General features: G+C 60.8%; 22 protein-coding genes and 1 tRNA gene. 7 read left to right on the top strand and 16 right to left on the bottom strand.

Annotated elements, in window-relative coordinates; genetic code table 11:
- Positions 1-113: 113 nt before the first annotated feature.
- Complete coding sequence (rpsT, locus tag BISU_RS07580; RefSeq protein ID WP_024462981.1) at positions 114-374, top strand: 30S ribosomal protein S20; 261 nt, start codon at positions 114-116, stop codon at positions 372-374.
- 309 nt (positions 375-683) lie between these two features.
- Here rpsT and BISU_RS07575 read toward each other — a convergent pair whose 3' ends face one another.
- The 3 genes from BISU_RS07575 to BISU_RS07565 all read right to left on the bottom strand — a co-directional run bounded on the left by BISU_RS07575 (position 684) and on the right by BISU_RS07565 (position 3,806).
- Positions 684-1,490 (bottom strand): trimeric intracellular cation channel family protein, encoded by an 807-nt coding sequence (locus BISU_RS07575; RefSeq protein ID WP_024462980.1) that lies wholly within the window; start codon positions 1,488-1,490, stop codon positions 684-686.
- 358 nt (positions 1,491-1,848) lie between these two features.
- A complete protein-coding gene (locus tag BISU_RS07570; RefSeq protein ID WP_024462979.1) occupies positions 1,849-2,976 on the bottom strand; it encodes a branched-chain amino acid aminotransferase in 1,128 nt (375 codons plus the stop codon).
- Between the two features lie 200 nt (positions 2,977-3,176).
- A complete protein-coding gene (locus tag BISU_RS07565) occupies positions 3,177-3,806 on the bottom strand; it encodes a 50S ribosomal protein L25/general stress protein Ctc (protein WP_024462978.1) in 630 nt (209 codons plus the stop codon).
- 198 nt (positions 3,807-4,004) lie between these two features.
- Between BISU_RS07565 and BISU_RS13355 the strand changes: the two genes are divergently transcribed.
- The 3 genes from BISU_RS13355 to BISU_RS07555 all read left to right on the top strand — a co-directional run bounded on the left by BISU_RS13355 (position 4,005) and on the right by BISU_RS07555 (position 7,583).
- Positions 4,005-4,130, top strand: a complete 126-nt coding sequence (locus tag BISU_RS13355; protein WP_264298183.1) for a hypothetical protein — start codon at positions 4,005-4,007, stop codon at positions 4,128-4,130.
- Positions 4,131-4,253: 123 nt separating this feature from the next.
- The gene (locus tag BISU_RS07560; protein WP_081672612.1) at positions 4,254-5,327 is read left to right on the top strand and encodes an alpha/beta hydrolase; all 1,074 of its coding nucleotides are present in this window, start codon (positions 4,254-4,256) and stop codon (positions 5,325-5,327) included.
- Between the two features lie 219 nt (positions 5,328-5,546).
- Complete coding sequence (locus BISU_RS07555) at positions 5,547-7,583, top strand: AMP-dependent synthetase/ligase (RefSeq protein ID WP_024462976.1); 2,037 nt, start codon at positions 5,547-5,549, stop codon at positions 7,581-7,583.
- A gap of 119 nt (positions 7,584-7,702) precedes the next feature.
- On the opposite strand, the gene era is transcribed toward BISU_RS07555, so the two are convergent.
- The 6 genes from era to BISU_RS07525 all read right to left on the bottom strand — a co-directional run bounded on the left by era (position 7,703) and on the right by BISU_RS07525 (position 13,552).
- Complete coding sequence (gene era / locus BISU_RS07550) at positions 7,703-8,680, bottom strand: GTPase Era (protein ID WP_033502561.1); 978 nt, start codon at positions 8,678-8,680, stop codon at positions 7,703-7,705.
- A gap of 226 nt (positions 8,681-8,906) precedes the next feature.
- Positions 8,907-10,436 (bottom strand): hemolysin family protein, encoded by a 1,530-nt coding sequence (locus tag BISU_RS07545; protein WP_024462974.1) that lies wholly within the window; start codon positions 10,434-10,436, stop codon positions 8,907-8,909.
- A 15-nt stretch (positions 10,437-10,451) separates the two neighbouring features.
- On the bottom strand, positions 10,452-10,994 hold the full coding sequence (gene ybeY / locus BISU_RS07540; RefSeq protein ID WP_024462973.1) for an rRNA maturation RNase YbeY: 543 nt from the start codon (positions 10,992-10,994) through the stop codon (positions 10,452-10,454).
- Positions 10,991-12,277 carry a PhoH family protein gene (locus tag BISU_RS07535; RefSeq protein WP_024462972.1) on the bottom strand — a complete coding sequence of 429 codons (1,287 nt, stop codon included), beginning with the start codon at positions 12,275-12,277 and terminating at the stop codon, positions 10,991-10,993. The genes ybeY and BISU_RS07535 overlap by 4 nt, the downstream gene beginning before the upstream one ends.
- Before the next feature lie 7 nt (positions 12,278-12,284).
- Entirely contained in the window at positions 12,285-12,623 is a 339-nt protein-coding gene (locus BISU_RS07530) for a histidine triad nucleotide-binding protein (RefSeq protein ID WP_024462971.1), read from the bottom strand.
- A gap of 131 nt (positions 12,624-12,754) precedes the next feature.
- Positions 12,755-13,552, bottom strand: coding sequence for a 16S rRNA (uracil(1498)-N(3))-methyltransferase (locus tag BISU_RS07525; protein ID WP_024462970.1), 798 nt, complete (start codon positions 13,550-13,552; stop codon positions 12,755-12,757).
- Positions 13,553-13,656: 104 nt separating this feature from the next.
- Between BISU_RS07525 and BISU_RS07520 the strand changes: the two genes are divergently transcribed.
- The 3 genes from BISU_RS07520 to glgC all read left to right on the top strand — a co-directional run bounded on the left by BISU_RS07520 (position 13,657) and on the right by glgC (position 16,253).
- A tRNA-Leu gene (locus tag BISU_RS07520) sits at positions 13,657-13,744 on the top strand.
- Between the two features lie 190 nt (positions 13,745-13,934).
- Positions 13,935-14,810, top strand: coding sequence for a TrmH family RNA methyltransferase (locus tag BISU_RS07515; protein WP_024462969.1), 876 nt, complete (start codon positions 13,935-13,937; stop codon positions 14,808-14,810).
- Positions 14,811-15,008: 198 nt separating this feature from the next.
- Entirely contained in the window at positions 15,009-16,253 is a 1,245-nt protein-coding gene (gene glgC, locus BISU_RS07510; RefSeq protein WP_024462968.1) for a glucose-1-phosphate adenylyltransferase, read from the top strand.
- 172 nt (positions 16,254-16,425) lie between these two features.
- On the opposite strand, the gene BISU_RS07505 is transcribed toward glgC, so the two are convergent.
- The 7 genes from BISU_RS07505 to BISU_RS07475 all read right to left on the bottom strand — a co-directional run bounded on the left by BISU_RS07505 (position 16,426) and on the right by BISU_RS07475 (position 25,248).
- Entirely contained in the window at positions 16,426-17,040 is a 615-nt protein-coding gene (locus BISU_RS07505) for a metal-sulfur cluster assembly factor (protein ID WP_024462967.1), read from the bottom strand.
- Positions 17,041-17,178: 138 nt separating this feature from the next.
- Entirely contained in the window at positions 17,179-17,733 is a 555-nt protein-coding gene (gene sufU / locus BISU_RS07500; RefSeq protein WP_024462966.1) for a Fe-S cluster assembly sulfur transfer protein SufU, read from the bottom strand.
- Between the two features lie 133 nt (positions 17,734-17,866).
- The gene (locus tag BISU_RS07495) at positions 17,867-19,138 is read right to left on the bottom strand and encodes a SufS family cysteine desulfurase (RefSeq protein WP_024462965.1); all 1,272 of its coding nucleotides are present in this window, start codon (positions 19,136-19,138) and stop codon (positions 17,867-17,869) included.
- 608 nt (positions 19,139-19,746) lie between these two features.
- Complete coding sequence (gene sufC, locus BISU_RS07490; protein ID WP_024462964.1) at positions 19,747-20,526, bottom strand: Fe-S cluster assembly ATPase SufC; 780 nt, start codon at positions 20,524-20,526, stop codon at positions 19,747-19,749.
- A 2-nt stretch (positions 20,527-20,528) separates the two neighbouring features.
- Positions 20,529-21,752: a Fe-S cluster assembly protein SufD gene (gene sufD / locus BISU_RS07485; RefSeq protein ID WP_033502469.1), complete on the bottom strand. Its 1,224-nt coding sequence runs from the start codon at positions 21,750-21,752 to the stop codon at positions 20,529-20,531.
- A complete protein-coding gene (gene sufB, locus BISU_RS07480; RefSeq protein ID WP_275039966.1) occupies positions 21,752-23,212 on the bottom strand; it encodes a Fe-S cluster assembly protein SufB in 1,461 nt (486 codons plus the stop codon). The genes sufD and sufB overlap by 1 nt, the downstream gene beginning before the upstream one ends.
- A gap of 374 nt (positions 23,213-23,586) precedes the next feature.
- Positions 23,587-25,248 carry a CTP synthase gene (locus tag BISU_RS07475; RefSeq protein WP_024462961.1) on the bottom strand — a complete coding sequence of 554 codons (1,662 nt, stop codon included), beginning with the start codon at positions 25,246-25,248 and terminating at the stop codon, positions 23,587-23,589.
- Positions 25,249-25,374 lie beyond the last annotated feature (126 nt).

Genomic DNA, 25,374 nt, shown 5'->3' with positions numbered 1-25,374 from the left:
ACACAATATGAGTTCTCAGTGCGACACTCAGACTGCCGCATAGGGATTATCCGAATGTGGTGTTAACATATTTGTTTGTATGTCCTTATAGAAAACGTTGTTTGGAGTAGATAGTGGCAAACATTAAGTCGCAGAAGAAGCGCGTTCTCACCAATGAGAAGGCGCACCAGCGCAACGTGGCTGTGAAGTCCGGTCTCAAGACCTCGATTCGCGCCACGCGTCAGGCCATCGCCGAGGGCGATAAGGAAGCTGCCACGGCCGCTTACCAGGTTGCCGCGCAGAAGCTCGACAAGGCTGCAGGCCGTGGCGTGATTCACAGGAATCAGGCCGCCAACCGCAAGTCCGGTCTCGCCGTCGCGATCAACGCGCTGTGATGTGACGGGTCTGACGACCCATCGCTTGTAAAAAGCCCGCAGGTTCACGCCTGCGGGCTTTTTGCATACCTGGTTTGCGCGGTCCAGATATCATCCGCAACTCGTAGCGACTTCACGCAAAACACGCGGTTAGCGTGATAAACATACAAGCAGCACAAGCTTTTTGTAGGAATGTCACGTGGTAGGAACGTCACGCGAATCGTCGCGTTAACGTGATATTCCTACCAGGGCCCTGCAAGAATCGTCTGCTCGCTCTCGCCGGACAGGCGCGTCATCCATTCGGTCGGATCATCAGCCGGCCGGTTCGCGCTACTTCGCGCCGCCCGACGTCCGCGATCCATCATCGTCGGCGTCGTCATTCCGCCTTCGGCTATGACCTGAAACACCCGAACCGTGGGCCTGCGGGTGGATGACCGGCCGGCGCAAGTACCGACTGGGCTGTACCGGCGGCAGATGCGCCTCGTGACGTCGCAGCGCACCGGGAAGCTGGATGTTGAACACCACTGAGAGGATGCGCATCGCTACCACGATGCCTACGATCAGCACATCGCCGATCATCTCGGCGTTGAACGTGACCAGTCCGGCGCTCAGCGCCTTGTCCAGCAGCACGGTGAGCACGCAGCCGACGAACGATGGCACCGCATACCAGTGCCGGTCTCTGATGACCGCCGGCACTTCATTGAGCAGCACGTCGCGTATCAGCCCGCCGGCCAACGTAGTGAACATGCCGATGAACACTGCGGTCATGCCGGAAGCGTGATAGATCAGAGCCTTCGAAGTGCCATTGACCGCGAACAGGCCTAATGCCAGCGCGTCGACCACCAGCATGGTCCACTTGAGCTTGTCGACTTCCGGGTGGATGACCGCCACAACCAGGCCCGAAGCCAGCGTGGTCAGCACCAGTCCCCTGTCCGATATGCCCACAGGCGGGAAGATGCCAAGCAGCACATCGCGCACGATGCCGCCGCCCACAGCCGTGAGCCAGGACGTCATGAGGATGGAGAACAGGTCATACCCCTTGTGCACAGCCATCAGTCCGCCTGAAAGCCCGCAGCAGAAGATGGCGAGATACTCGATGGCCATGAAAAACGCATTGCTCTCCAACACCGGTTCCATGCTCACGCCCCTGCCCGTCTCCTCGATATACAGCGACTTTCCGATGCATCGCTGATGCATTGCAGTATCGAAGAATAGAGGGTCAGGCTGACACAGACGCCGTCGTATTTCGAATCGCCATAATCAGGCCAGGACTCCGGGCCTTTTACGGTTTTTGCTCGGTCCTCGTATAGTCCTGTGTACAGTCCTGTTCGACGAAGTTCAACGCCAACGAGGGTCTGCCGGGAACGCTTGCGCATTTCCAACAGACCCTCGTCTATCCGGTTATTCGTGGCCTATATCCTATGAATCAGTCGATTCGCCGGATTGCCGCAACTGCCGCAATTTGGCGACTGCCCGGCAGAGCAAGCAAAACCGCTCAGCAGACCTTCCACATCCAGTCGTGCGGATCCTCGATCTCGCCGAGCTGGATGCCGAGCAGCTTGTTGCGGGTGGCAACGGTGTACTCGCCCGAGCCGCCGTCGCCGACGGTCACATCGAACTTCTCGGACTTGAAGTGGCCGATCGGGGTGATGATCGCCGCAGTGCCGCAGGCGAATACCTCGGTGACTTCGCCCGACTTGATGTCGTCGAGCAGGTCCTGCAGCTTGATCATGGTCTCGACCACGTCGCGGCCCTCATCCTGCGCGAGCTGGATGATGGAGTTGCGGGTCACGCCGGGCAGAATGTTGCCGGTGAGCGACGGGGTTTCGAGATGGCCGTCCTTGTGCACGGCGAACATGTTCATGCCGCCGAGCTCTTCGAGATAGGTCTTGGTCGCCGCGTCGACGAAGCAGACCTGCTCGCAGTCGTTCTCGATGCCGCGGTATTCGCCGACCAGGGATGCTGCGTAGTTGCCGCCGCACTTGGCGAAGCCAGTGCCGCCGGGGCCGGTGCGGAACCAGGTGTCCTCGACCCAGATGTTCACGGGCTTGACGCCGCCGGGGAAGTACGGGCCGGACGGCGAGGCGATCACGCAGTAGTCGACCTCTTCAGGCGCGCGCACGCCGAGGAAGGGCTCGGAGGCGAACAGGAAGGGGCGCATGTACAGCGTGTATTCGCGGCGGGTCGGCACCCAGGCCGCATCGCGCTTGACGAGCGCGGCGACCGAGCCCAGGAAGTCGTCCACCGGCAGCTCGGGCAGGTAGAGGCGCTTGGCGGAGTTGCGGAAGCGGTTGGCGTTCGCGTCCGGGCGGAACAGCCATACCGAACCGTCGTCGTGGTGATAGGCCTTGAGGCCTTCGAAGCATTCCTGCGCATAGTGCAGCACCGAAGCGCCCGGGTCCAGCTTCAGCGGCGCGTACGGCTCGACACGGCGATCCGACCATCCTTCGCCCTTGGTCCATGACATGTGGGTCATGTTGTCGGAGAAGACCTGGCCGAAGGCCGGCTTGTCCGTCAGCTCCTGACGCTTGGCATCCGAGGCGGGATTGTCGTTGGGCAGCACTTCGAACGGCTCGGCGAGCTTGTTCAACGCTGCGGGATCATGATGATTGTTTTCACTCATTCCTTGGCTTCTTTTTCTGTTTTCATCGTCTTCACGGTGCAGGTTCAGGTACGTCGACGCTTATGGCGTGGCGCTGCTCCATATTCTAGACACACAAATCACATCGCGATAACGGGCGGTTCACATTATGAAAAGGAGCCTGCACGCGAATGCAGGCTCCTTGACTTTCACCATGTCGTTTCAGACCGCTGTTTCAGGCCTCACGCAGCCTGCTCGGGCGCGGCTTCAGCATCAGCGGCCGGCTCGGCGGCAGCGGGTTCGGCAGCCGCAGTGGCCTCCGAGGCATCCTCCGGCACCTCGACGGTGACGACGGATTCCTCGGTGTTGGTGCTGGCATCCAGCTCGACACCCTCAGGCAGCTCGACGTCCTTGGCGAACACCTTGGTGCCGTCGGTCAGGCCTTCAACATTGATCACGATGCGCTCAGGCAGGTTGGAAACGTCGGCGCGCACAGTGAGCTCCTGAATGTCGACGAACGCGACAGCCGCGCCCTTCGGAGTGCCCTCGACGAAGACCGGGACGGAGACCTCAATCTTCTCGCCGGCCTTGACCTCGTAGAAGTCGATGTGCTCGACGATGCGCTTGACGGGGTTGCGCTGCACGTCCTTGACAACGGCCATTTTGGATTCGTTGTCAAACTCAATCGTGAACAGCGCGTTGGTGCGGCGCAACGCCAGCGTGGTCTCGCGCATCGGCAGCTTGATGAAGACCGGCTGGACTCCGCCGGCGTAGATGGTCGCGGGGATCTGCTGGGCCACGCGCATGCGGCGGGCTACGCCCTTGCCGAATTCGTCGCGGACTTCGCCCTTGAGTGTGATGGTATCTGCCATGATGGCTCCTTATAAGTACTTTATTCGTACGGTTCTCTGCCTCGTTCGGCGCATCGGCGCACCAACGAACGGCATCGTACGATAACCGCCATCAGCTCAGTCGATTACGGAATCTTGCGTTCCCTCGCCAAAGCACGACGAACTTCCTACGCACGCGATTCCTCGAGAAGAAGCATTCCCACGATGGGCTTTCCCACCATGAGTACTTTCATCAGCATCGCATGCATCGGCATTCGCCACAGCAACATCCACCAGTCTACCGTGACCTCGGACAAGATGCTCGGACAGGATGCGCGAGCCGCGTCATCGAATAGCTTGGCTTAATATGCGCATCCCGACTTGTGACACATATGCGCAGCGTTCCCTCCCCTCGAACGCACGACATGATAGCCCGATATGATTGAACGCGGATGCACACGACACGCGGCACTGAAGCGGGGAGGCGACATGAGCACGCAGGAGATAAGGGCGCGGCAGCGCACGCACCAAGTACAGCGGCAGCCGGCAACCGCCCGGCGGCTGACGGCCTATGCAGGAGCTGCGGCAATTCTAGGCGGCGCTGCCCTCTACATGTTTGCCGATCATCAGTTCAGATTCACGCTGGACGCCAATTCGCGTTTTTCGCTGCTCGCTCTGTCCAAGGACCACAGCAGCCGGGCAAGTCGGAGCCGCCGGGGGCGCAGAAACCACGCGGAGCCGCTTCACCATGACGCCGCCGAAGAGCGCGAGGCCGAGGAGTGGTTCAATGACGCCAAGCACCCCGTGACCATCACGAATGAGGACGGGCTGCGCCTGCACGCATGGTCGTTCGACCCGGACTGCGCCAGCCCGAAGCCGCATTGCTACGCCATCTGTTGCCACGGTTTCTCGGGCGGGCCTGCGGAAATGGCGAAGTATGCGCATCGCTTCGCCGCGATGGGCTTCACCGTGCTCACGCCGGCGAGCCGCTGCCATGAGCTGAGCGAAGGGCGCTACATCGGCATGGGATGGTTGGAACGACGCGATTTGCTGCAGTGGGTCAGATTCATAGTGGCCCAGGATGCCCAGGCGCGGGTGCTGCTCGACGGCGTCTCAATGGGGGCGGCAACGGTGATGATGGCCTGCGGCGAGGAAAGCCTGCCGTCCAATGTGGTGGCGGCAATCGCCGACTGCGGCTTTGCCAGCGTGTGGGATCAGTGCATGTTCAATGCGCGGACGCTATATCATCTGCCTCGATTGATGGCCGGCGCACTCGTGCAGTCCATGAGCCTGATCGCTGCGCATCGGGCAGGATACGGGTTCCGCGAGGCCTCCTGCGTGAATCAGCTGGACAATGCGCACATCCCCATGCTGTTCATCCACGGCAGTGCGGATGATTTCGTGTCCCCAGCATCGCTTGACCGGGTGTTCCGAGCCTGCGCCAGCCCCCGCAAGCAACGACTGCTGATTCCCGGCGCCGGGCACGCCATGAGCGCCAGCACCGATCCGGCGGCGTATTGGCGGCGAGTGAACGCATTCGTGTCGCCGCTTTTCGACTTGTGAGTGCCATAGGCGTCTCTCTGAACGATCAGCTCCAGACGGTCTCCAAGCTGCATCGGCGCACGCAGACGCCTACGCTACCGTAAGGTGACGGACGCGCCGCAAGCGATTACTATCACTAAGGAGAACGCCACAGGGGCGGATGCCGGCGACGGTAGGAGTCGAATGGCGAAAATCCGCTGCATGGCAGGACGACGAAGGCTGAAGGCCAAGGAGCATCACGTGTCTGTTATCAATTCGATCGAACAACAAGCCATGAAACTCACCCGCAAGGCGCTCAGCCTCGGCTCCGGCTTCTCGCATCCCACGAGCGACGACACGCCTGAGATCCCCGACTACGTCAGGCCCGAGGACATCCCGGCACAGAACGAGGCCAGGGACCTGCCGCACGCCGACGAATGGCGTACGGGATTTCCCACCACCACCTTCATCGACCCGCACACCGGGCTGCTGACCGCGACCACCGCCAGCATCGATCCGATCGACGAGGGCATGTCCGTCTACGATCTGTACGCCGAACGCGCCGAACGCCGTGGCGACGATCCGCTTTATACGTTCAAGTCCGGCGACGTTTGGATCAGCAAAACCGCCAACGAATTCCTCGCACAGGTGCGCGAAGTGGCCAAAGGACTCATGCACTACGGCCTGAACAAGGGCGACGCCGTCGCCTTCATGTGCCGCACTTCGTACGAATGGGACGTGACCGATGCCGCGGTGCTGGCCTGCGGCGGCGTGCTGGCTACGATCTACGACACCGATTCGGCCGAGCAGATTCGCAACATCGTCAACAATTCGGATGCGCGGCTGCTCATCGTCGAAACCACGGAGATGCGAGACAAGGCCGACGGCGCCATCGAGGACTGTCCGACGCTTGAAGACATCATCTGCATCGAAACGGGCGGGCTTGACGAGCTGCAGGCCTACGGCGCAGGCATCGATGACACGGCATTGGACGAGCGCATCGATTCGATCAAGAAAACCGATCTGTGCTCAATCGTCTACACCTCTGGCTCCACTGCCTCCCCCAAGGGCGTGGAGATGACGCACGAGCACTACTGCATGACCGCGCTAGCGCTATGCAGTTACATGCCCGAACTGCTTGCCGACCCCAACAACACCGTACTGCTGTTCCTGCCGCAGGCGCATACCTTCGCGCGCGCCATCAATTACATCGTCGCGGCCAGCGACATGCATATCTACATCGCACGCGGCATCTCCACGCTGATCACCGACCTGCAGGTAGCCAAACCTTCGATCATGATCGTGGTGCCCCGCGTGCTTGAGAAAGTCTACAACGCCGCCTCACAGAAGGCAGGAACCGGTCTCAAGGGCATGGCGTTCGCTTCGGCCGTGGTCGCCGCGCAGAACTATATGAAGGAGCTGAGCTCCAAGGGCAAAGTCGGCGCAGGACTCAAAATGCGTCGCGCGGCCTTCGACCCGACCGTGTACCGTCCGTTGCGCGACGTACTCGGCGGGCGCTCCAAGTGGATAGTCGCCGGCGGCGCACCCCTCGATCCGCAGCTGCTCGCCTTCTTCCGTGGTGCCGACGTGCCGGCGTACGAGGGCTACGGCCTGACCGAGACCACCGCGCCGTGCTCGTTCAATCCGCTCGGCACGCCTTTCCATGAGGGTTCGGTCGGCATTCCTTTCCCCGGATTCTCCGTGCGCATCGCGCGTGACGGCGAGATTCAGGTGCGCGGCACGGGCGTCTTCAAGCGCTACCACAAGAACGACGAGGCCACCGAAACCTCCTTCACCCCCGACGGATGGTACGCCACCGGCGATCTGGGCCATCTGAGCGACGACGGCTTCCTGACCATCACCGGGCGCAAGAAAGATCTCATCATCACCGCCGGCGGCAAGAACGTGGCTCCCGGCCCCATCGAAGAGGTCATCCAGCGCTGCTCTTTCGTTTCCCAGGCCCTTGTGCTCGGCGACAAACGCCCGTTCATCTCCGCGCTGATCACGATGGACGAGGACTCGCTGCGCATGTGGCTGGAATCCAAGGGACTCGACCGTGATATGCCCTTGGAGCAGGCGGCCGAGAACGCCGCCGTGCGCGCCGAAGTGCAGAACTACGTGGATTTGGCCAACGAGGGCGTCTCCCGCGCCGAATCCGTGCGCAAGTTCATCATCCTGCCCGAGGAGTTCACGCAGGACAACGGTCTGCTCACCGCCTCGATGAAGGTCATCCGCCCCAAGGTCATCCGCCGCTACGCCACCCTGCTCAACACGCAGATGTACACCAAGCGCAAATAAGGGTTTGCTCGCCGGCGTCGTCTTTTATGCGCTAGCTCGAGCCTAGCGTAAATTTCGCAACGTTCTTAGGTTGTTTTGCGTCGCCTTTTGTCCGCTAGATTCACGTTAGCGCATAAAGCCTAGAATCCGAGTTTTTCGAGCTGCTTAGGGTCGGACTGCCAGTCCTTGGCGACTTTGACCTGCAGATCGAGACGCGACTTCTGACCGACGATGCGGTTGACCGGAGTACGCAGACGCTTGCGCACCTGCACGAGATGCTCAGCCTTGTGCCCGATGATGATGGGCTTCTGCGAATTGCGTTCGACATAAATCGACACGATGACATGCGCCTTGCCGTCGGCGGCCACGCCAAGCTCGGCATCCGGGCTGTCGGGGTATTCGATGGAGTCGACGACGACGGCGAGCGAATGCGGCAGCTCATCGTCCAGCTCTTCTAGGAAGGCGCCGCGCACCAGCTCGGCGATGGTGTCCTTGGGACTTTCCTCGCTGATCTGATCGTCCGGGTACATCTGCGGACCTTCGACCATATGGTTGATGAGCACGCTTCTGACCTCGTCAAGATTGTCGCGGTCGAGCGCGCTGACCGGAACCAACGCGGTGAAATCGGCGAATTCGTCAATCTCGATAAGCTTGGCGACCAGCTGCTGACGACCCAGCGTGTCGATTTTCGTGACAATCGCGATAAGCGGCACCTTCCACTTGAACGTGCCATCGTCGCGCTTGATGGCGAACTGGCTGCGCAGACGGCTCAGAATCCGCTTGTCCCCCGCGCCTATCTCCTGATCGGCGGGCAGCAGGAAGGCGATTTCGTCCACATCGCTCAGCGACTCGTCGACCACATCGTTGAGACGCTGGCCCAAAAGGGTGCGCGGGCGATGGATGCCGGGCGTGTCGACCAGCACCAGCTGCGCGTTCGGGGTCGTCAGAATGCCGCGGATGGCCTTGCGCGTGGTCTCAGGCCGTGACGAGGCGATGGCGATCTGCGTGCCAAGCAAGGCGTTGATCAACGTGGATTTGCCGACATTCGGACGGCCCACGACCGCCACGAATCCTGATCGGTAGGCCTCGCTCTGGGTCGCCGGTTCACTTGGAGCCATCGCCGCTGTATTGACTGGGGTCGCTGACTCATCGCGTGTTGCCGATTGGCTGTGCGTTGCCGACACACCCTGTATCGCCGACACATCCTGTGCCGCTGTCTCGTCATGTCCGTTCATGCTTTTCCTTGCTGTGATTGCCATGATGTCGTGATTGCTGTGATTGTTATACAAAGCGGTCACTGTACTTGCTCTGACTGCCGTGTTGCACCATTACCGTGCTGTCTCGTCACTGTGCCGCATCGTCACTGTGTTTATCAGTACCGTGTTTGCTGCTGCTGCGTTTGTCGCTGCTGCGGCCGCCGTCGCCACGGCTACCGCTGTTGCTCGGTTTCTCGCGCCGCGAAGCATCCGATGACTCGGAAGAGGACGAGGTCTTGGCTTCTTCCTCCCTGTGCTCGCCGGCCGTCTCGCCGTTCGCTTCACCGGCCGGTTCCACCAGCACGGTGGACACCTTCTTGCGCCGCCCCGCGGAATCGACAGCGGTAAGCTGCAGTCCTCGCGTCATCGCGCTCATGCCGACAATCGGCACCCGACCGAGCAGCTTGGTCAGCAGGCCGTACACCGTGTCGACATCGTCTTCATCGATATCGACCTCGAAAATCTCCTCCAGGTCAGCGATCGGCGTACGCGCCGGCATGCGCCAAGTACGCTCTCCGATTCGCTCCGGTTCGCTGCGCTGGGTGCGATCATGCTCGTCCTCAAGCTCGCCCACGATCTGCTCAAGCGTATCCTCGATCGTCACCAAGCCTGCGATGCCGCCGTATTCATCGACCACCATCGCCACATGCTGGCGGGTGCGCTGCATCTCGTGGAACAGGTCGTCAACCGGCTTGGATTCGGGTACGAGCATCGGCTGGCGGCATATCGTCTCGACGCTGCGCGTACCCGCGGCCGGATTGAAGGCCGTGGCCCGCACCGCGTCCTTGAGATAGACGATGCCCACCAGATCGTCCACATCCTCGCCGATGACCGGCACGCGCGAAAAGCCGGAGCGGGTGCAGAGCTTGAGCAGGTCCTCAAGCGAGGCGTCATGTTCGATGCAGATCATATCGGTGCGCGGCACCATGATTTCGCGCGTGAGCGTATCCGAAAGCGTGAGCACATTGCGCAGCATCTCGGAGACCTCGGGGTCGAAATCGTTGGATTCCACCAGCCGGTCGATGGCCGCACGGCCCTGCTCATGCTGGATCTTCTCAAGCTCCTCGTCATCGGAGAGTTCCGATTCGCGCCCTCGTCGCTTCGAGGTCTGATGACCGCCAACGCGGGCGAACGGCGTGATCGCCACAGCGAAGGACACCAGCCGAGCCCGGCCCAGCATGATGTCAACCGGCTTGGAAGCGCCAGCCGAGCGTGGTCGCACCAGAATCGAGACAACGGCTACGATCAGCGCGAACACGAGGCCTGCGAGCAGCTGCTCCCACAACACAGCTCCGAACAGCGAGGCGATGCTGCTCACCAGCACGCCATCCAGTACATTGCAGGCGATGCGGAAGAAGGCGCATGATCCCGCCGTGGCAAAGCGGTCGGCGATCAGACGTTGGACCGTATGGATTTTCGCAATCTTTTTCAGGCGCGTGAATCGGCTGGTTTCAGTGTCGGTCTGCACCTCGAAAATCAGATTGTTCAGACTCGCGCGCGTCACGCGGCCAACGGCGGCTTCGGCGGCCGCCATGGACAGCGAAAGCCATACCAGCAGCAATGTGACCACGGCAAGCACTGCGACAAGCAGCAGGGCGGTCGTATCAGGAAGGGACATCAGTTCGCCTCTCCCCTACTTGCCGATGCCGTGCGAAGCCTGCGCGGCATCGTATGCGGCCAACGCGTCGCTCGTTCCGGCAGGGAGCTGAGCATTGCCTATCGAAGACCCCCGAGCAGCCATGAAGGTCAGCAGCAGTTGCCGTTGCAGCGCAAACATCTGCCGCTCCTGCTCCGGGGTGATGTGGTCGTAGCCCAGCAGATGCAGCGTGCCGTGAATAGTCAGCAGCATCATCTCCTGCATGGTGCTGTGCCCGGCGGCGGCAGCTTGCTGCGCCGCCACCCATGGGCAGATCACGATGTCGCCGAGCACCCCTTCCATAGTGGTCTTGCCATCGCCAGGTCGCAGCTCGTCCATGGGAAAGCTCATCACGTCGGTCGGCCCATCAAGGTTCATCCAGCGCTCGTGCAGATGCGCAATCGGGTCGGGATCCACGAAGATGATCGTCAGGTCGGACTGCGTGCTCACCCGCATCTGGTCCATAACCCACAGCCCCAGTTCAGAGAAGACCTTGGAATCGAGCTGCCAGACGGTCTCGTTGGTGACTTCGACGCTCATCGATGCCCTTTCTCACTGGATTGTTCAACGCTGGATTCTTCAGCATTGGGTTGGGTGGCACTGCGTTGGACGGCACTGATTTGGTGCTCAGCGTTGGCTCGGTCAGCGCTACGGCCGTTCTCGCTGCGTTCATAACCGCTGCGGGAACCGTTGTCTTTGCCGCTCTTGCTCGTATGACGGTCATATGCCTCGACGATGCGCCCCACCAACTCATGGCGCACCACATCGCGGGCGTCGAGATGCACGAAGGCGATGTCATTGATACCGCCGAGGATGCCTTCGATCGTCGCCAGTCCGGAGCGCGGGACGGTCAAGTCGATCTGCGTGACATCGCCGGTGATCACCATCGTCGTGTTGAAGCCCAGGCGCGTGAGGAACATCTTCATCTGCTGCTCGGTCGTGTTCTGCGCCTCGTCGAGGATCACGAAGGCGTCATTGAGCGTCCGCCCGCGCATATAGGCCAGCGGCGCGACCTCGATGGTGCCGTCGTCCATATAGCGCTTGAGCTGTTCGGCGCCGAGCATATCGGACAGCGCGTCGTAGAGCGGGCGCAGATAGGGGTCGACCTTCTCGTTGAGCGTGCCGGGCAGGAAGCCCAGGCTCTCCCCTGCCTCGACCGCAGGCCGCGTCAGCACGATGCGGCGTATCCGCTTGTCCTGAAAGGCGCGCACGGCCTTGGCGACGGCGAGATAGGTCTTGCCGGTGCCCGCAGGCCCGATCGCGAAGGTGATGACATGCGATTCGATGGCGTTCACATAGTGAATCTGCCCTGGCGTCTTGGGTCGGATGGGCACATTGGAGGCAAACGTGATAACGCCGGGGACACGGGGCTTGCCGGTCGATGATGCATCGCCCTCATGTAGCCGCTGCGAAGCGGCGGTCGCTCCTCTGTTTCCTGTGCGAGAGGCATTGACGCCGCTGCCTGCTGTATGCGCAGTGCTGCCAGCGCCGCGCCGAGTCGGCGGATCGGAGGCGAATACCGTCTCGCGGGTGCGCACATGGTTGCGCAGCACGTCGCGTTCGAGCATCCGCCGCACCGAGTCGGCGTCCAGCGGGGCGCTATAGGCCGCTTGGATGATCGTTTCGATGATGTTCTGCGCCTTGTCGGCATCGCTCTGGGTGTTCTTGGAGCGCGACAGAATGGCGATGCGGTCGCCGCGCACGACGAAGGTCAGTTCGGGAAAGGCCTTTTCGACCTCTCGGATGACTTCGTCGACCGGGCCGAATACGGCGACGGGGTCGAGTTCGCGCGGAATCGTGATGGTGCGTGTCGTTGTGGCCACGGAACCCCTACTCGCTCAGGACTTCGCCGGTGAGCACATGCGCATGCACATGGAAGACGGATTGCCCGGCGTCGCGGCCGGTATTGAATTCCAAGCGGAACTCGCCGTGGAAGGTCTTGTCGGCGATTGACTGGGCCACCGCGACCATATGCGCCAATTGCGTAGGGTCATCCTCGGCCAGTTCGGCGACGTTGGCGTAATGCTTGCGCGGGATGATCAGCACATGGACCTTGGTTTTGGGATTGATGTCCTTGAACGCGTAGGTGGTCTCGTCCTCATATACGGTCTCACTGGGAATCTGCCCTGCGGCTATTGCACAGAACAGGCAATCGTCAGATGCGCTCATCATGCTCCTTTTCAGGCGTTCGTGTGTCGTATGCGCCCAGCTCCATGCTATTGTGCCGCACGGATAATTCCCAACCCAGTTGGCTGCCGGATTGCTTTAGGCGAAACGGAGCGCATGTTATACGAAACATTCTATGCAAACCGACCCAGCGCCCTTGAGAGCAGCGAAAGCGCCACCGGCCCCGCGCTTGAGGCCCGCATGATGCTCGACCCCAGCACGCACACGCGAGCACCAGCCGCAGCGAACTGCGCTATCTCATGGTCGCTGATGCCGCCTTCCGGCCCCACGACCACTGAAATCGTGCGCTCCCGGCCGTCGTCAAGGCAGCGTTGGGCCAGTGCGGCAACATCGTCTTCTATGCCGCCCCATGTCGTCGTCGCGTCCTGATGGAGCACGATGACCAAGTCGCCATGCACGCTGGCCCGCCGGCATATGGCGAGCACCTGCTTGCTGCTCACGCATGCGCCAAGCTCAGGCATCCATGCCCGCCGCGACTGCTCCGTGGCCGAAGCGAGGGTCTGACGCCATTTCCTGTCGCTGCGTCCTTCCTTCCATTTGGCGATGGAACGCTCGGCCTGCCACGGAATCACCGCATCGACGCCGATCTGCGTGGCCATATCGATGGCCTGCTCGTCATGGCCGGTTTTCGCCAGCGCCTGGATCAGCGCCAGCCGGGTCATGGGGCGCGGCTCGCGTCCGACCTCAACCACCTGCGCAACGCCTTGGCGCGCGTCGAGCAAGTTCGCACGCACGCGCAGCCCCTTGCCGTCGCTCAGCTGCAAAGCGTCGCCATCGCCCAGCCGCATGGCCTGCGCCGCATGCCTGCGCACGGCGTCGGGCAGCGTGAGATTCCACCCGGTATGCAGTTCGTCGCTGTTGAGCGGGGTGTCGTCATGCGTGGTGTCCAGTATGAATAAGGGGTCGGTCATGGGTCCAAGGCTACACAGCAGTCAGCCGAGCGCGGGTTTTACGACACACCGGTAGCCAGCTAGGCAAAAAGTGATATAGTTCTACACGTTGCCTACAGCAACCTGTCCGGGTGGCGGAATGGTAGACGCGCTAGCTTGAGGTGCTAGTGCCTATTTTATACAGGCGTACGGGTTCAAGTCCCGTTCCGGACACCGCTCAACAAGCATCTGAAACCCTTGGGAAACCGAGGGTTTTCGCATATTCCAAGCTTGCGAAACGGCTGCATTGATGCTTTGGCAATTCTGGCTGCGCCGGGCTGGGCACACGGGAACGCAACCGGTTGCTGAACAACACCACTGAACAGCAGCAATACGGCAGTAGCAACACAGCGGAAAGGCTTCCATGCGCTTCATCGTTATTGATTCGGTCGGCGACGAACGGGTCGCGGCCTATACGAATCTCACCGAGCTGCAGCTGCGCAATCGCCTTGAACCCGAGAAGGGTCTGTTCATCGCCGAATCGCCCAAGGTCATCGACCGTGCGCTGGCCGCCGGCCGCGAGCCGATATCACTGCTGGTCGAGGAGCCGTGGATCGACGGCATGGCATCGACCTTCGCGCAGATCGATCAGCGCTGGGGCGCGGATATCCCTGTGTACGTCGCTTCGCCAGCCCAGCTGAAGCAGCTGACCGGATACCGTCTGCACCGTGGAGCGCTATCAGCGATGCGCCGCTGGCCGCTGCCGATTGTCGCCGAAGTGTGCCGCGACGCGCACCGAATCGCCGTCATGGAGAACATCGTGGACCATACCAATGTCGGCGCGCTGATGCGTTCGGCGGCCGCACTCGACGTGGATGCGGTGCTGGTCACGCCCTCCTGCGGCGATCCGCTGTATCGCCGCGCCGCACGGGTGTCGATGGGCACCGTCTTCCAGATTCCGTGGACCAGAATCGGCGGAGACGACAGCCATTACTGGCCGGTGCAGGGCATGACCGAGTTGAGAAGCCTCGGTTTCACCACGGTCGCCATGGCTCTTGAGGATGATTCCATAAGCCTGGCCGAACTGACACGACGATTGGACTCCTCTCCACAGGAGCCAAACCATATCGACAAGCTCGCGCTTATCTTCGGCACCGAGGGCGACGGGCTCTCGCGTCGCACGATTTCCAATGCCGATCTGACCGTCAGAATTCCCATGAGCCACGATGTGGACAGCCTTAACGTGGCCGCTTCCAGCGCCGTCGCCTTCTACGCGACCCGCCGGACGCTGAATGCATGAGATACGACACTGTGTGAATAACACTGCAATGTCACCGCACAAAGACGTGCGCAACCGGCCTTATCAAAAGACTCGCCCGTCGATGTGCCTTGCGTGTCATGGCATATGTAACATAATAAACGTGACATAGGTTTGCGAGGACGCGGCCTTCCAAGTCAGCACCGGTACCGTAAAGGCGCTCATAGGAGAGGAGTTCAGATGGCGAAGAATCCGAAGATTCTATCGATAGTTCTGGCAGGCGGTGAGGGGACGCGCCTTATGCCATTGACCCGAGATCGTGCCAAGCCGGCTGTGCCATTCGGCGGAGTCTTCAGGCTGATTGATTTCCCACTGAGCAATCTAGTCAATTCCGGATATTCGAAAACAGTTGTGCTTACGCAGTACAAGTCGCATTCCTTGGATCGCCACATCTCGCGCGTCTGGCGATTCTCACAGCTGATGGACGAGTACGTATCCCCTGTCCCCGCGCAGCAGCGTCTCGGCAAGCATTGGTATCTCGGCTCCGCGGACGCCATCTACCAGACCGTGAACATCATCGAGGATGAGCGTCCGGACATCGTCATAATCGTCGGAGCCGATCACGTCTACCGCATGGACTTCGAGCAGATGGTGCGCCAGCACATTGAATCCGGTGCTGAGTTCACGGTGGCGGGCATTCGTCAGCCGATCAGCCAATCGGATCAGTTCGGCGTCATCGAGGTGGATCCCGAGCATTCCAATATGATCAAAAGCTTCCAGGAGAAGCCGAAGGTCACAACAGGGTTGCCGGATGCGCCTGACCAGATACTCGCGTCGATGGGCAACTACGTAGCGAACACCGATGCGCTGTTCGAGGCCCTTGCTTTGGATGAGAAGGCCGACAATACCAAGCATGATATGGGCGGTGACATCGCTCCGTTCTTCGCCGAGCGCAACCAGGCCGGCGTCTACGACTTCAATTCGAACGAAGTGCCGGGAGCTACGGAAACCGATCACGCCTACTGGCGCGATGTGGGCACGCTCAAGCAGTTCTATGACGCGCACATGGATCTGATTGCCTATACGCCGGAGTTCAACCTCTACAACCAGGACTGGCCCATCTACACGATGTCGGGCAATCTGCCGCCCGCCAAGTTCGTGCACGCCGGCCGCGATCGTCTCGGTCACGCAACCGATTCGATCGTCTCCAATGGCGTCATCGTCTCGGGCGGCGAAGTGCATCACTCGGTGATCTCCCCCGGCGTGCGCATCCACTCGTGGGCGCAGGTCGTCGACTCAATCCTCTTCGATAGCGTGACTATCAATCGTCGTGCACGCGTCTACAAGGCGATTCTCGACAAGAACGTCGTACTGCTGGAGAACGCCACTGTCGGCATCGACACCGAGCGCGACTTGGCTCGCGGCTTTACGGTGACCCCCGACGGCATCACCGTGGTTCCCAAAGGCACGGTGGTCGAGAACTAGGAGTTGCCCAGTCCAGTCTGTTGGCAGACCGTTAGACTTCAGACGGTCGGCAAATGAATGGCTGGTTAGTTCATCATCATGGTGAACTAACCAGCCATTTGTCTGTTTCGGAACGCTGCCTACGTTTGCGCCATCAGTCGGCCATCAGCACCGTGCCATCGATGCTACGACGTCAGTACTTCGGCATATTGGCGAAGTTGAAGCCGATGGCGGCAAGCTGGTCGCGACCTTCGGGAGTGATTTTGTCGATTGTCCACAGCGGATCCCAAGTCCAGTCGATGCGAAACTCCTCCACCAGACCAGCCAGTGTGCTGGCGCACTCGTCCTCGATTAAATCGGTGAGCGGACAGGCCGGAGTCGTCAAAGTCATTCTGATGATGGCTCGGCCCAGTTCATCAACTTCGATGCCATACACCAGCCCCAAGTCGATGACGTCAATGCCGAGCTCTGGGTCGATGACCTGATGCAGCGCCTCCTTGATGTCGGCCGCTGTCGCCCGGCCGATGTCGTCCACTGCCGTGAGCGGAATGTCGTCAGACTGCTCATCGACGTTATGCTCGCAGCCACATTCGCCATTCCCGCCGCAGCAGCCATCCGCGTCATCGTGATGGTGACTGCCATGGTGGGCATTCGGAGACGCGCCGCTTTCGGCATTCTCGGCAGTCAGGGTCGCGGCCAGCTGCGGGTTGGCGAATACCTGTCGCGCGGTTTTCTCGTTGCCGACAGCCCGGTTGATCGAATCAAAAATCGACGACTGCGGCTCGGGGACGAGGTTGTTCTCACTCATGTCTTGTCCTTTGTTCGCTTTTGCCCTGTAAATTGTGCATTACCCGGCGCTCATAACCCAATGTTGCACCACGACGGCGTTCACTGCAATACAATTGCGCTATCGGGCCATATTCAAATAACTCATTTCGGGCTTCCATCATTGAGGCTGCGTGGCCAGTGCCTTGGCCAGCGAGTCCTTAAGCCCTTCCCAACCGAGCAGTGCGCATTTGATGCGCATCGGATATTTCGACGCGCCTTGAAACACCACGGCATCGCCAAGCGCCTCGTCGTCCGCCTCATTATCGAGCCCGGCCCCGCGCGACTGCATCAGACGATGGAAAATCGCAAACAATCGCATGGCTTCGTCCACCGTCTTGCCGCTGACCAGATCGGTCATCACCGACAGACTCGCCTGGGAGATGGAGCAACCTTGACCATCCCATATCAAGCGCTCGATGCGGCGCGGATCCTTATCACCGACCTCGACGTGCACAGTGACCTCGTCGCCGCAGGTCGGATTGAACTGGTGGGATTCCCCCGACGTGCAGTATTCGTGGCTCGCCCGCAGCGTGGTCTCGCCCGCAGCCGACGAAGCCTCGTCTACGAGATCCTGCGCGAAGCTCTCCTTGCCATGCGGATTGCGCGCAGCATCGAGGATGACCTCTTGGTACATCTGTTCAAGCTCGTCATCGCTCATCCCGAAATCGCTCATAGTGGTAACCCTTTACAGCCGTCGGATGGCAAAGCCATCGGTACAACGAAGTCGCTCTTATTCCGCAGTCATCAAAAAAACCGCAGTCATCTTACAATACACAGCCATTCCAGAACACTGTAGAACACAGCGCTCAGCGTCCGAAAAAGGCACGGACATGCTTTGCCGCCTCAAGCAGCGTCTGCGCATCCTCGATGCTGGTATAGACGCCGGTGGAGGCCCTGTTAGACGCATACAGCCCGAAATGCCGGTGCACGGGCTGCGCACAGTGATGGCCGACGCGGATGGCGATGCCCTGCGCGTCGATGAACTGCCCGACGTCATGCGGATGCACGCCGGCGACATCGAAGGCCACCGTGCCGATGCGGTCGTGATTGTCTGCAGGACCGAGAATACGCACGCCTTCGATATCGCCAAGATGCAGGAGTTCCCCGGCTATCGCATGCTCGTGCGCCGCGATGTTCTCCATGCCGATCTCGCGCATCCAGTCGGCTGCCACTCCGGCTGCGACGACCTGTGCAACCGGCTGCGTGCCGGCCTCGAAGCGTGCCGGCGGCTCCATATACTGCGCAGGCTGATCCATCCAAGCCAATTCGACCATCGACCCGCCGAAGGCTGCCGGCGGCAGCGCTTCAAGCAGCTCGCGGCGGCCATAGAGGAAGCCGACCCCGGTCGGGCCATACATCTTGTGAGCGCTCCACGCGGCAAAGTCCACATCAAGCGCATGAAAATCAATCGGCATATGCGGCACGGACTGGCAGGCGTCCAGCACGAATACCGCGCCGACCTCATGCGCCCGTGCGACAATCGGCGCCAGCTCGGTCACCGCACCGGTGACGTTCGACACATGCGTGATAGCGACGACTTTCGTGCGCGGCGTGATCACTTCATTGGCTGTGTCGGCGTGAATGCGCCCGTCCTCGCTCAGATCGAACCAGCGCAGCGTGGCCCCCGTGCGCGCGGCAAGCTCCTGGAAGGGCAGCAGCACCGAATGATGCTCAGCCTTGGAGACGACGATCTCATCGCCCGGCTTCAATGCGAAGCGCTGCGCCGCCGCTCCCCCGCGCCCCAGCGACGCGTTGCCGAACGCCGTGGCGAGTAGATTGAGCCCCGCGGTGGCCCCAGCAGTGACCACGATCTCCTCGTGGCCTTCTTCGCTGTCGGCACCGACCAGCTTGGCGACCTTGGCGCGGGCCGTCTCGAACGCTTCGGTGCTGAGCGCGGCAAGCTCATGGGCCCCGCGATGCACGCCAGCATTGATGGTGCGATAGAACTCGCTCTCCGCGTCGATCACCGCCTGCGGCTTCTGCGCCGTAGCCGCCGAATCCAAATACACCAGCGGATGCCCATGCACCCGCTGATCCAAAATCGGAAACTCCCCCCGAACAACCCCAAAGTCCACCATCATCTTCTCCTCTGCTTCACCACTGTTATAGCAACTGTGGCATCCGAAGCAACTGCCGCGTGTGGGAGGGGAATGTGGTGTTCGCGACACGCTCCGGGCCGCTTCGCTACGCGACTTCGCAGCCTTAGCGGCTGCTCACCTCGCCTACGGACAGTCCGCAGGACTGTCCGCTTAACGGCTCGGCAAGTCTTTACGGTCTCGAACACCACATTCCACTCCCACACGCTCAACCGCAAATAATCACCACACACGTCGAAACGTCTACTACCAGCCTAGGCACCCCGCACCCACATGTAAAGGTCATATTCATCCAGCACAAAACTATTCAAGCGAAGCGCAATGGTTTGTGGCGCTTGATGCGCCACAAACCATCTCAGCCGCTCAAAAAACAAACTGCCGAAGCGACTCTTTACCACTAGTGAATCGGGAAGATATGTGTTGCTCCGGCGTAGGCTTGGTGCGGAGCTTGCAGCTCCGCCTTCGCGACCTTAGCGGTCGCTCACCTCGCCTACGGACAGTCCACAGGACTGTCCGCTTAACGGCTCAGCAGCCTTGAGCGTCCGGAGCAACACATATCTTCCCGATTCACGACAGAACCAATACGGAAATCAAGCCAAGGCGGACTCGGAATCCGATCCTTCCGGCAGATACTGATCGTACCCGGATTCCTCAAGCTCGTCAGCCAGCTCCGGACCGCCGGTCTTGATGAAGCGGCCGTTGGCGAAGACGTGCACGATGTCGGGCTTGATGTAGCGCAGGATGCGCGTGTAATGCGTCACCATGAGAATGCCTAGGCCGGTGTTTTCTTTGGCGCGGTTGACGCCTTCGGACACGATGCGCAGCGCGTCGACGTCGAGGCCGGAATCGGTTTCGTCAAGCACTGCGAACTTTGGCTTCAGGAGTTCGAGCTGCAGCACTTCGGCGCGCTTCTTCTCGCCGCCGGAGAAGCCTTCGTTCACGGAGCGCGTGGCGAACTTCGGATCCATGCGCAGTCGCTTCATGGATTCGTTCAGATCCTTGGTCCACGAGCGAATCGCCGGAGCTTTGCCGTCGATTTCCGTCTTGGCGGTACGCAGGAAGTTGGTCATCGACACGCCGGGCACTTCGACCGGATACTGCATGGCCAGGAACAGCCCGGCATGGGCGCGCTCGTCGGCGGTCATCTTGAGCAGGTCCTCGCCGTCGAGCAGCGCCTGTCCGGAGTCTACGATGTATTTGGGGTGTCCGGCCAGCGTGTAGGCCAGCGTCGACTTGCCCGAGCCGTTGGGGCCCATGATCGCATGGGTTTCGCCGGAGTTGACGGTGAGGCTTGCGCCTTTGAGGATCTGCTTGCGGCCTTCCTTGGTTTCGACGGAAGCGTAGAGATCCTTGATTTCGAGTGTTGACATGATTATTTTTCCTCCAGTACGTCCTGCATAGCGTCGCTTTCTCCTCGAGACAGGCGACGGTCGATCACGGTCATGAGATGTTCGGATATCGCGGGCACGCCGATCTCTTCGACGAGTTCTCCGAAGAAGCCGCGCACGACCAGCTTGCGGGCTTCGACCTCCGGGATGCCGCGCGACTGCAAGTAGAACAGCTCCTCGTCGTCGAAGCGTCCGACCGAGCTGGCGTGGCCTGCGCCGATGATGTTGCCGTTTTCGATCTCCAGATTCGGCTCGGAATCAGCTACTGCGCCGGGTGTCAGAACGAGGTTGCGGTTGAGCTCGTACGAGTCGGTGCCTGGTGCGGTCGGCAGGATGAGCGCGTTGCCGACCCACGTCGAATGCGCGTTCTTGCCGTCGAGCGCACCCTTGTAGACTACGCGCGACTTGCATTCGGGATGGTTGTGCACCACCATCGTGCGATGCTCGATATGCTCGCCGGGATCGACGAAGTAGATGCCGAGCATGTTGAGGTCGCCCTCTTCGCCGCCGAAGTCCTGATCCATGCGGATGCGCACGGCGTCGCCACCGAGCGTCACGACCGAATGGCGCAGGGATGCGCCTTCGCCGACGTGGATGCGGTGGTTGCCGACATGCTTCGACCCTTTCTCCCATTCCTGGATGAAGGTCGCGGAGATATGCGAATCCTTGCCGGTGGTCAGTTCGATGCCTTCGGCGAGCCTTGCCTGTCCGGCATGTTCGACCACGATGTCGCCGTGGGACTTGTCATCGGCGACGATCACCAGATGAAGAGCGTCCATGTCGAAGTCCTGGCCCTGAATCTTGACCAGCACGGGTTGCGTGAGCTCGCCGGAAAGTCGCACTACGACGGCCTTCGTGCCTGAGTTCCATTCGACTACAGCTGCGCGGTCGCTGGGCTTGTGCACTGTGCCAGAAGGGCCTTCGCCCAATGCCACCGTGCTCACTGCGACATGTGATTCGTCGAGCGCGGAGCCGTCGATATTCGATACGGCAATCGTCGTATGGCCGCTGGGCTTGAAGACGCTGAAGAACTCGCTGATGCGGTCGATCGGCGTGAAACGCCAGTCCTCCTGCTTGCGCGTCGGCATCGCGAAGACGTCAAGGTCGAAGGAGCGCGGCTCCTTGTCGGCGCTCGACGGCATGGTGGCCGGCATGGCGTAGGGATTGCCCGGATCCGCAACTGGTATCTTGATTTCCTTTACTGGCATCAGCCTACCGATCCTTCCATCTGCAGTTCCACAAGTCTGTTCAGCTCCAGCGCGTATTCCATCGGCAGCTCTCGGCTGATCGGCTCCACGAAGCCGCGCACGATCATGCCCATAGCCTCCTTCTCTTCGAGCCCGCGGCTCATGAGATAGAACAGCTGATCCTCGGAGACCTTGGAAACGGTAGCCTCGTGGGCCATCGAGACGTCATCCTCGCGCACATCCACATGCGGGTAGGTGTCGGAGCGCGAAATCTCATCAACCAGCAGCGCGTCGCACACCACAGAGGAGCTTGAGCCTTCCGCGCCCTTGATGATCTTGACGAGTCCTCGGTAGGCGGCACGCCCGCCGGAGCGGGAGATCGACTTGGAGACGATGGTCGAGCTGGTGTGCGGCGCCAGATGGATCATCTTCGCGCCGGTATCCTGATACTGGCCTTCTCCTGCGAAGCCCAGCGACATGGTCTCCGCCTTGGCATACGGCTCGGCGAGGATGCACGAGGGGTACTTCATCGTGGCCTTGGAGCCGATGTTGCCATCGATCCATTCCATCGTAGCGCCTTCGCGCACGTAGGCGCGCTGGGTGACGAGGTTGTAGACGTTCGTCGACCAGTTCTGCACGGTCGTGTAGCGCACGCGTGCGCCCTTCTCCACGACGATCTCGACGTTGGCCGCGTGCAGCGAGTCAGTGGCGTAGATCGGCGCGGTGCAGCCTTCTACGTAATGCACATAGGAGCCCTCATCCGCGATGATCAGCGTGCGCTCGAACTGGCCCATGTTCGGCGTGTTGATGCGGAAGTAGGCCTGCAGCGGGATGTCGACATGAACGCCCTTGGGCACATAGACGAACGAGCCGCCTGACCATGCGGCCGTGTTGAGGGCAGCGAACTTGTTGTCGTCGGCCGGAATGACGGTCGTGAAGTATTTTTTGACCAGCTCGGGGTAGTCGCGCACCGCGGTATCGGTGTCGACGAAGATGACGCCCTGCTCTTTGAGGTCCTCGCGGATCGAATTGTAAATGACCTCGGATTCGTACTGCGCCGCGACGCCGGAAACCAGACGCTTCTTCTCCGCCTCGGGGATGCCGAGCCTGTCATAGGTGTTGCGGATGTCGTCGGGCAAGTCCTCCCAGCTCTTGGCCTGGTTTGCGAGCGGCTTCACGTAATACTTGAAGTTCTCGGCATGGAACTCCGAAAGATCCACGCCCCAGTCTGGCATGGGCTTGTCGAGAAACGCCTGATAGCCTTTCAGGCGATAGTCGAGCATCCATTCCGGTTCGCCCTTATCGGCCGATATGGCGCGGACCACGCTCTCGTCGATGCCCTTCTGCGCGGCTTCGCCGGCGGCATCCGAATCATGCCAGCCATAGCCGTATTCGCCGAATTGATCAAGGATCTCTTCGTCCTGTTTGATTTTCTCCTCGTTGACATTGGCTCGATCAGCCACATACTGGCTCATCTCCATGTCAGACGCGGCGTTGGGTGTTTGTTCGTCCACCACCGTACGCGGCCTCCATTCCTTGGGAAAGTATCAGTGGTAAACCTAACAGAATCCAGGCCGAAATACTAGACAAAGGTTCACCTATCGGCTAAGGGAGGACGTGATATTGCGCACAGTTAGGAGTCACGTTGCGATCATGGTCGATAATGTCGACTCTCTTCGGCAATGCGCCTTGTTAGCGTCCGTTTTGTAGCGTTAATTCAAGCCTGACGCTACAAAACTGCCTATAACTAGTTGCCAGCGTCCGTTTTGTAGCGATAGCCTCGGCTTATTGGCGCCTAGCGCGAAAAGGCCGCTGACGAGTGGTCAGCGGCCTTTTCATACCAATAGCCCACTTCTCAGCGCGTGGTCTGGTGGTCAAGCGCGGCCTTGACCAGCCCGGCGAAGAGCGGATGCGGCTTGGTGGGGCGGGACTTGAACTCGGGGTGGGCCTGAGTGCCGACGTAGAACGGATGCACATCCTGCGGCAGCTCCACGAATTCGGTGAGCTCGCCGTCCGGGCTCTGGCCGCTGATGGTGAGGCCGGCCTCGCGCAAGCGGTCCTTGTAGGCCACGTTCACCTCGTAACGGTGGCGGTGGCGTTCGGTCACATGCGTGGTGCCGTAGAGCTGCGAAACCAGCGAGTCCTTTTCAAGTTCGGCCGGGTAAGAGCCTAGACGCATGGTGTGGCCCATGTCGCCGTTGCCCGCGACGATGTCCTTCTGCTCCTCCATCGTGGCGATCACCGGGTTCTCGCAATCGCTTTCGAACTCCGAGGAGTTCGCGTCCTCAAGGCCCAGAACGTGCCGCGAGTATTCGATGACCATCGACTGCAGGCCGAGGCAGAGGCCGAGGGCGGGCATCTTGTTCTCGCGCACGAATTTGAGCGCGCCGATCTTGCCCTCGATGCCACGGATGCCGAAACCGCCGGGGATCACGATGCCATCGACGTCGGCGAGCTGCTCGCGCGCGCCTTCGCTGGTCTCGCACAGATCGGCCGGCACCCACTTGACGTTCACCTTTGCATGATTGGCGAATCCGCCGGCCTTGATGGCCTCGGTGACGGAGAGATACGCATCAGGCAGGTCGATGTACTTGCCGACGATGGCGATGTTGACCTCATGCTTGGGGTGGTGCACGCGGTCGAGCAGATTCTCCCACTCGGCCCAGTCCACATCGTGGAAGGGCAGCTCAAGCTCGCGCACGACGTAGGCATCGAGCCCTTCGTCGAAGAGAATCTTGGGCACGTCGTAGATGCTCGGCGCGTCGACGCAGTTGACTACGCCCTGCGGGTCCACGTCGCACATAAGCGAGATCTTGTCTTTGATCGACTGGTTGAGCGGGCGATCCGAACGCAGTACAAGCGCATCGGGGACAATGCCCAGCTGACGCAGCGCCATGACCGAATGCTGGGTGGGCTTGGTTTTCAGCTCGTGCGCGGCGTCAATGTACGGCACCAGCGAGACGTGAACGAACATGCAGTTCTCGCTGCCCAGATCGCGGCGCACCTCGCGGGCCGCCTCCATGAAGGGCTGCGACTCGATGTCGCCGACCGTGCCGCCGATTTCGGTGATAATCACATCGACATCGTCGGAGGCCTGCGCGCGCATGCGGCTTTTGATCTCATTGGTGATGTGCGGGATGACCTGCACGCACTGGCCGAGGTACTCCCCCGCGCGCTCCTTGTCGATCACCGACTGGTAGATCTGACCAGTGGTCACATTGGCCTTCTGCGACAGGAACACGTCGAGGAAACGCTCGTAATGGCCGATGTCGAGATCGGTTTCCGCGCCGTCCTCGGTCACGTACACTTCGCCGTGCTGGAACGGGTTCATCGTGCCCGGATCCACGTTGATGTACGGGTCGAGCTTCTGCTGCAGCACCCGGATGCCGCGGCTGCGCAGCAGCCTGCCCAGCGATGAGGCGGTCAGTCCCTTGCCGAGGGACGAGACAACGCCGCCGGTGACGAAAATATGCTTGGTGATGTGCTCTTGCGAATTGCCATGTTGTCTTCTAACCATGGAACTTCAATCTATCATTCATGTGTGACTCGGCGTGTTTCGCACAGTAGACGCACTGCGGACGCGCGGAAGACGCCGCGAACCGACGTATTCCCTTGCGAGCCTTGTGGAGGGGCTGTGCGTGTG

This window comes from Bifidobacterium subtile, assembly GCF_000741775.1.
Classification (GTDB): Bacteria; Actinomycetota; Actinomycetes; order Actinomycetales; family Bifidobacteriaceae; genus Bifidobacterium; species Bifidobacterium subtile.
The sequence above is the reverse complement of the archived record's forward strand: the minus strand, read 5'-3'. Positions and strand labels throughout refer to the sequence as shown.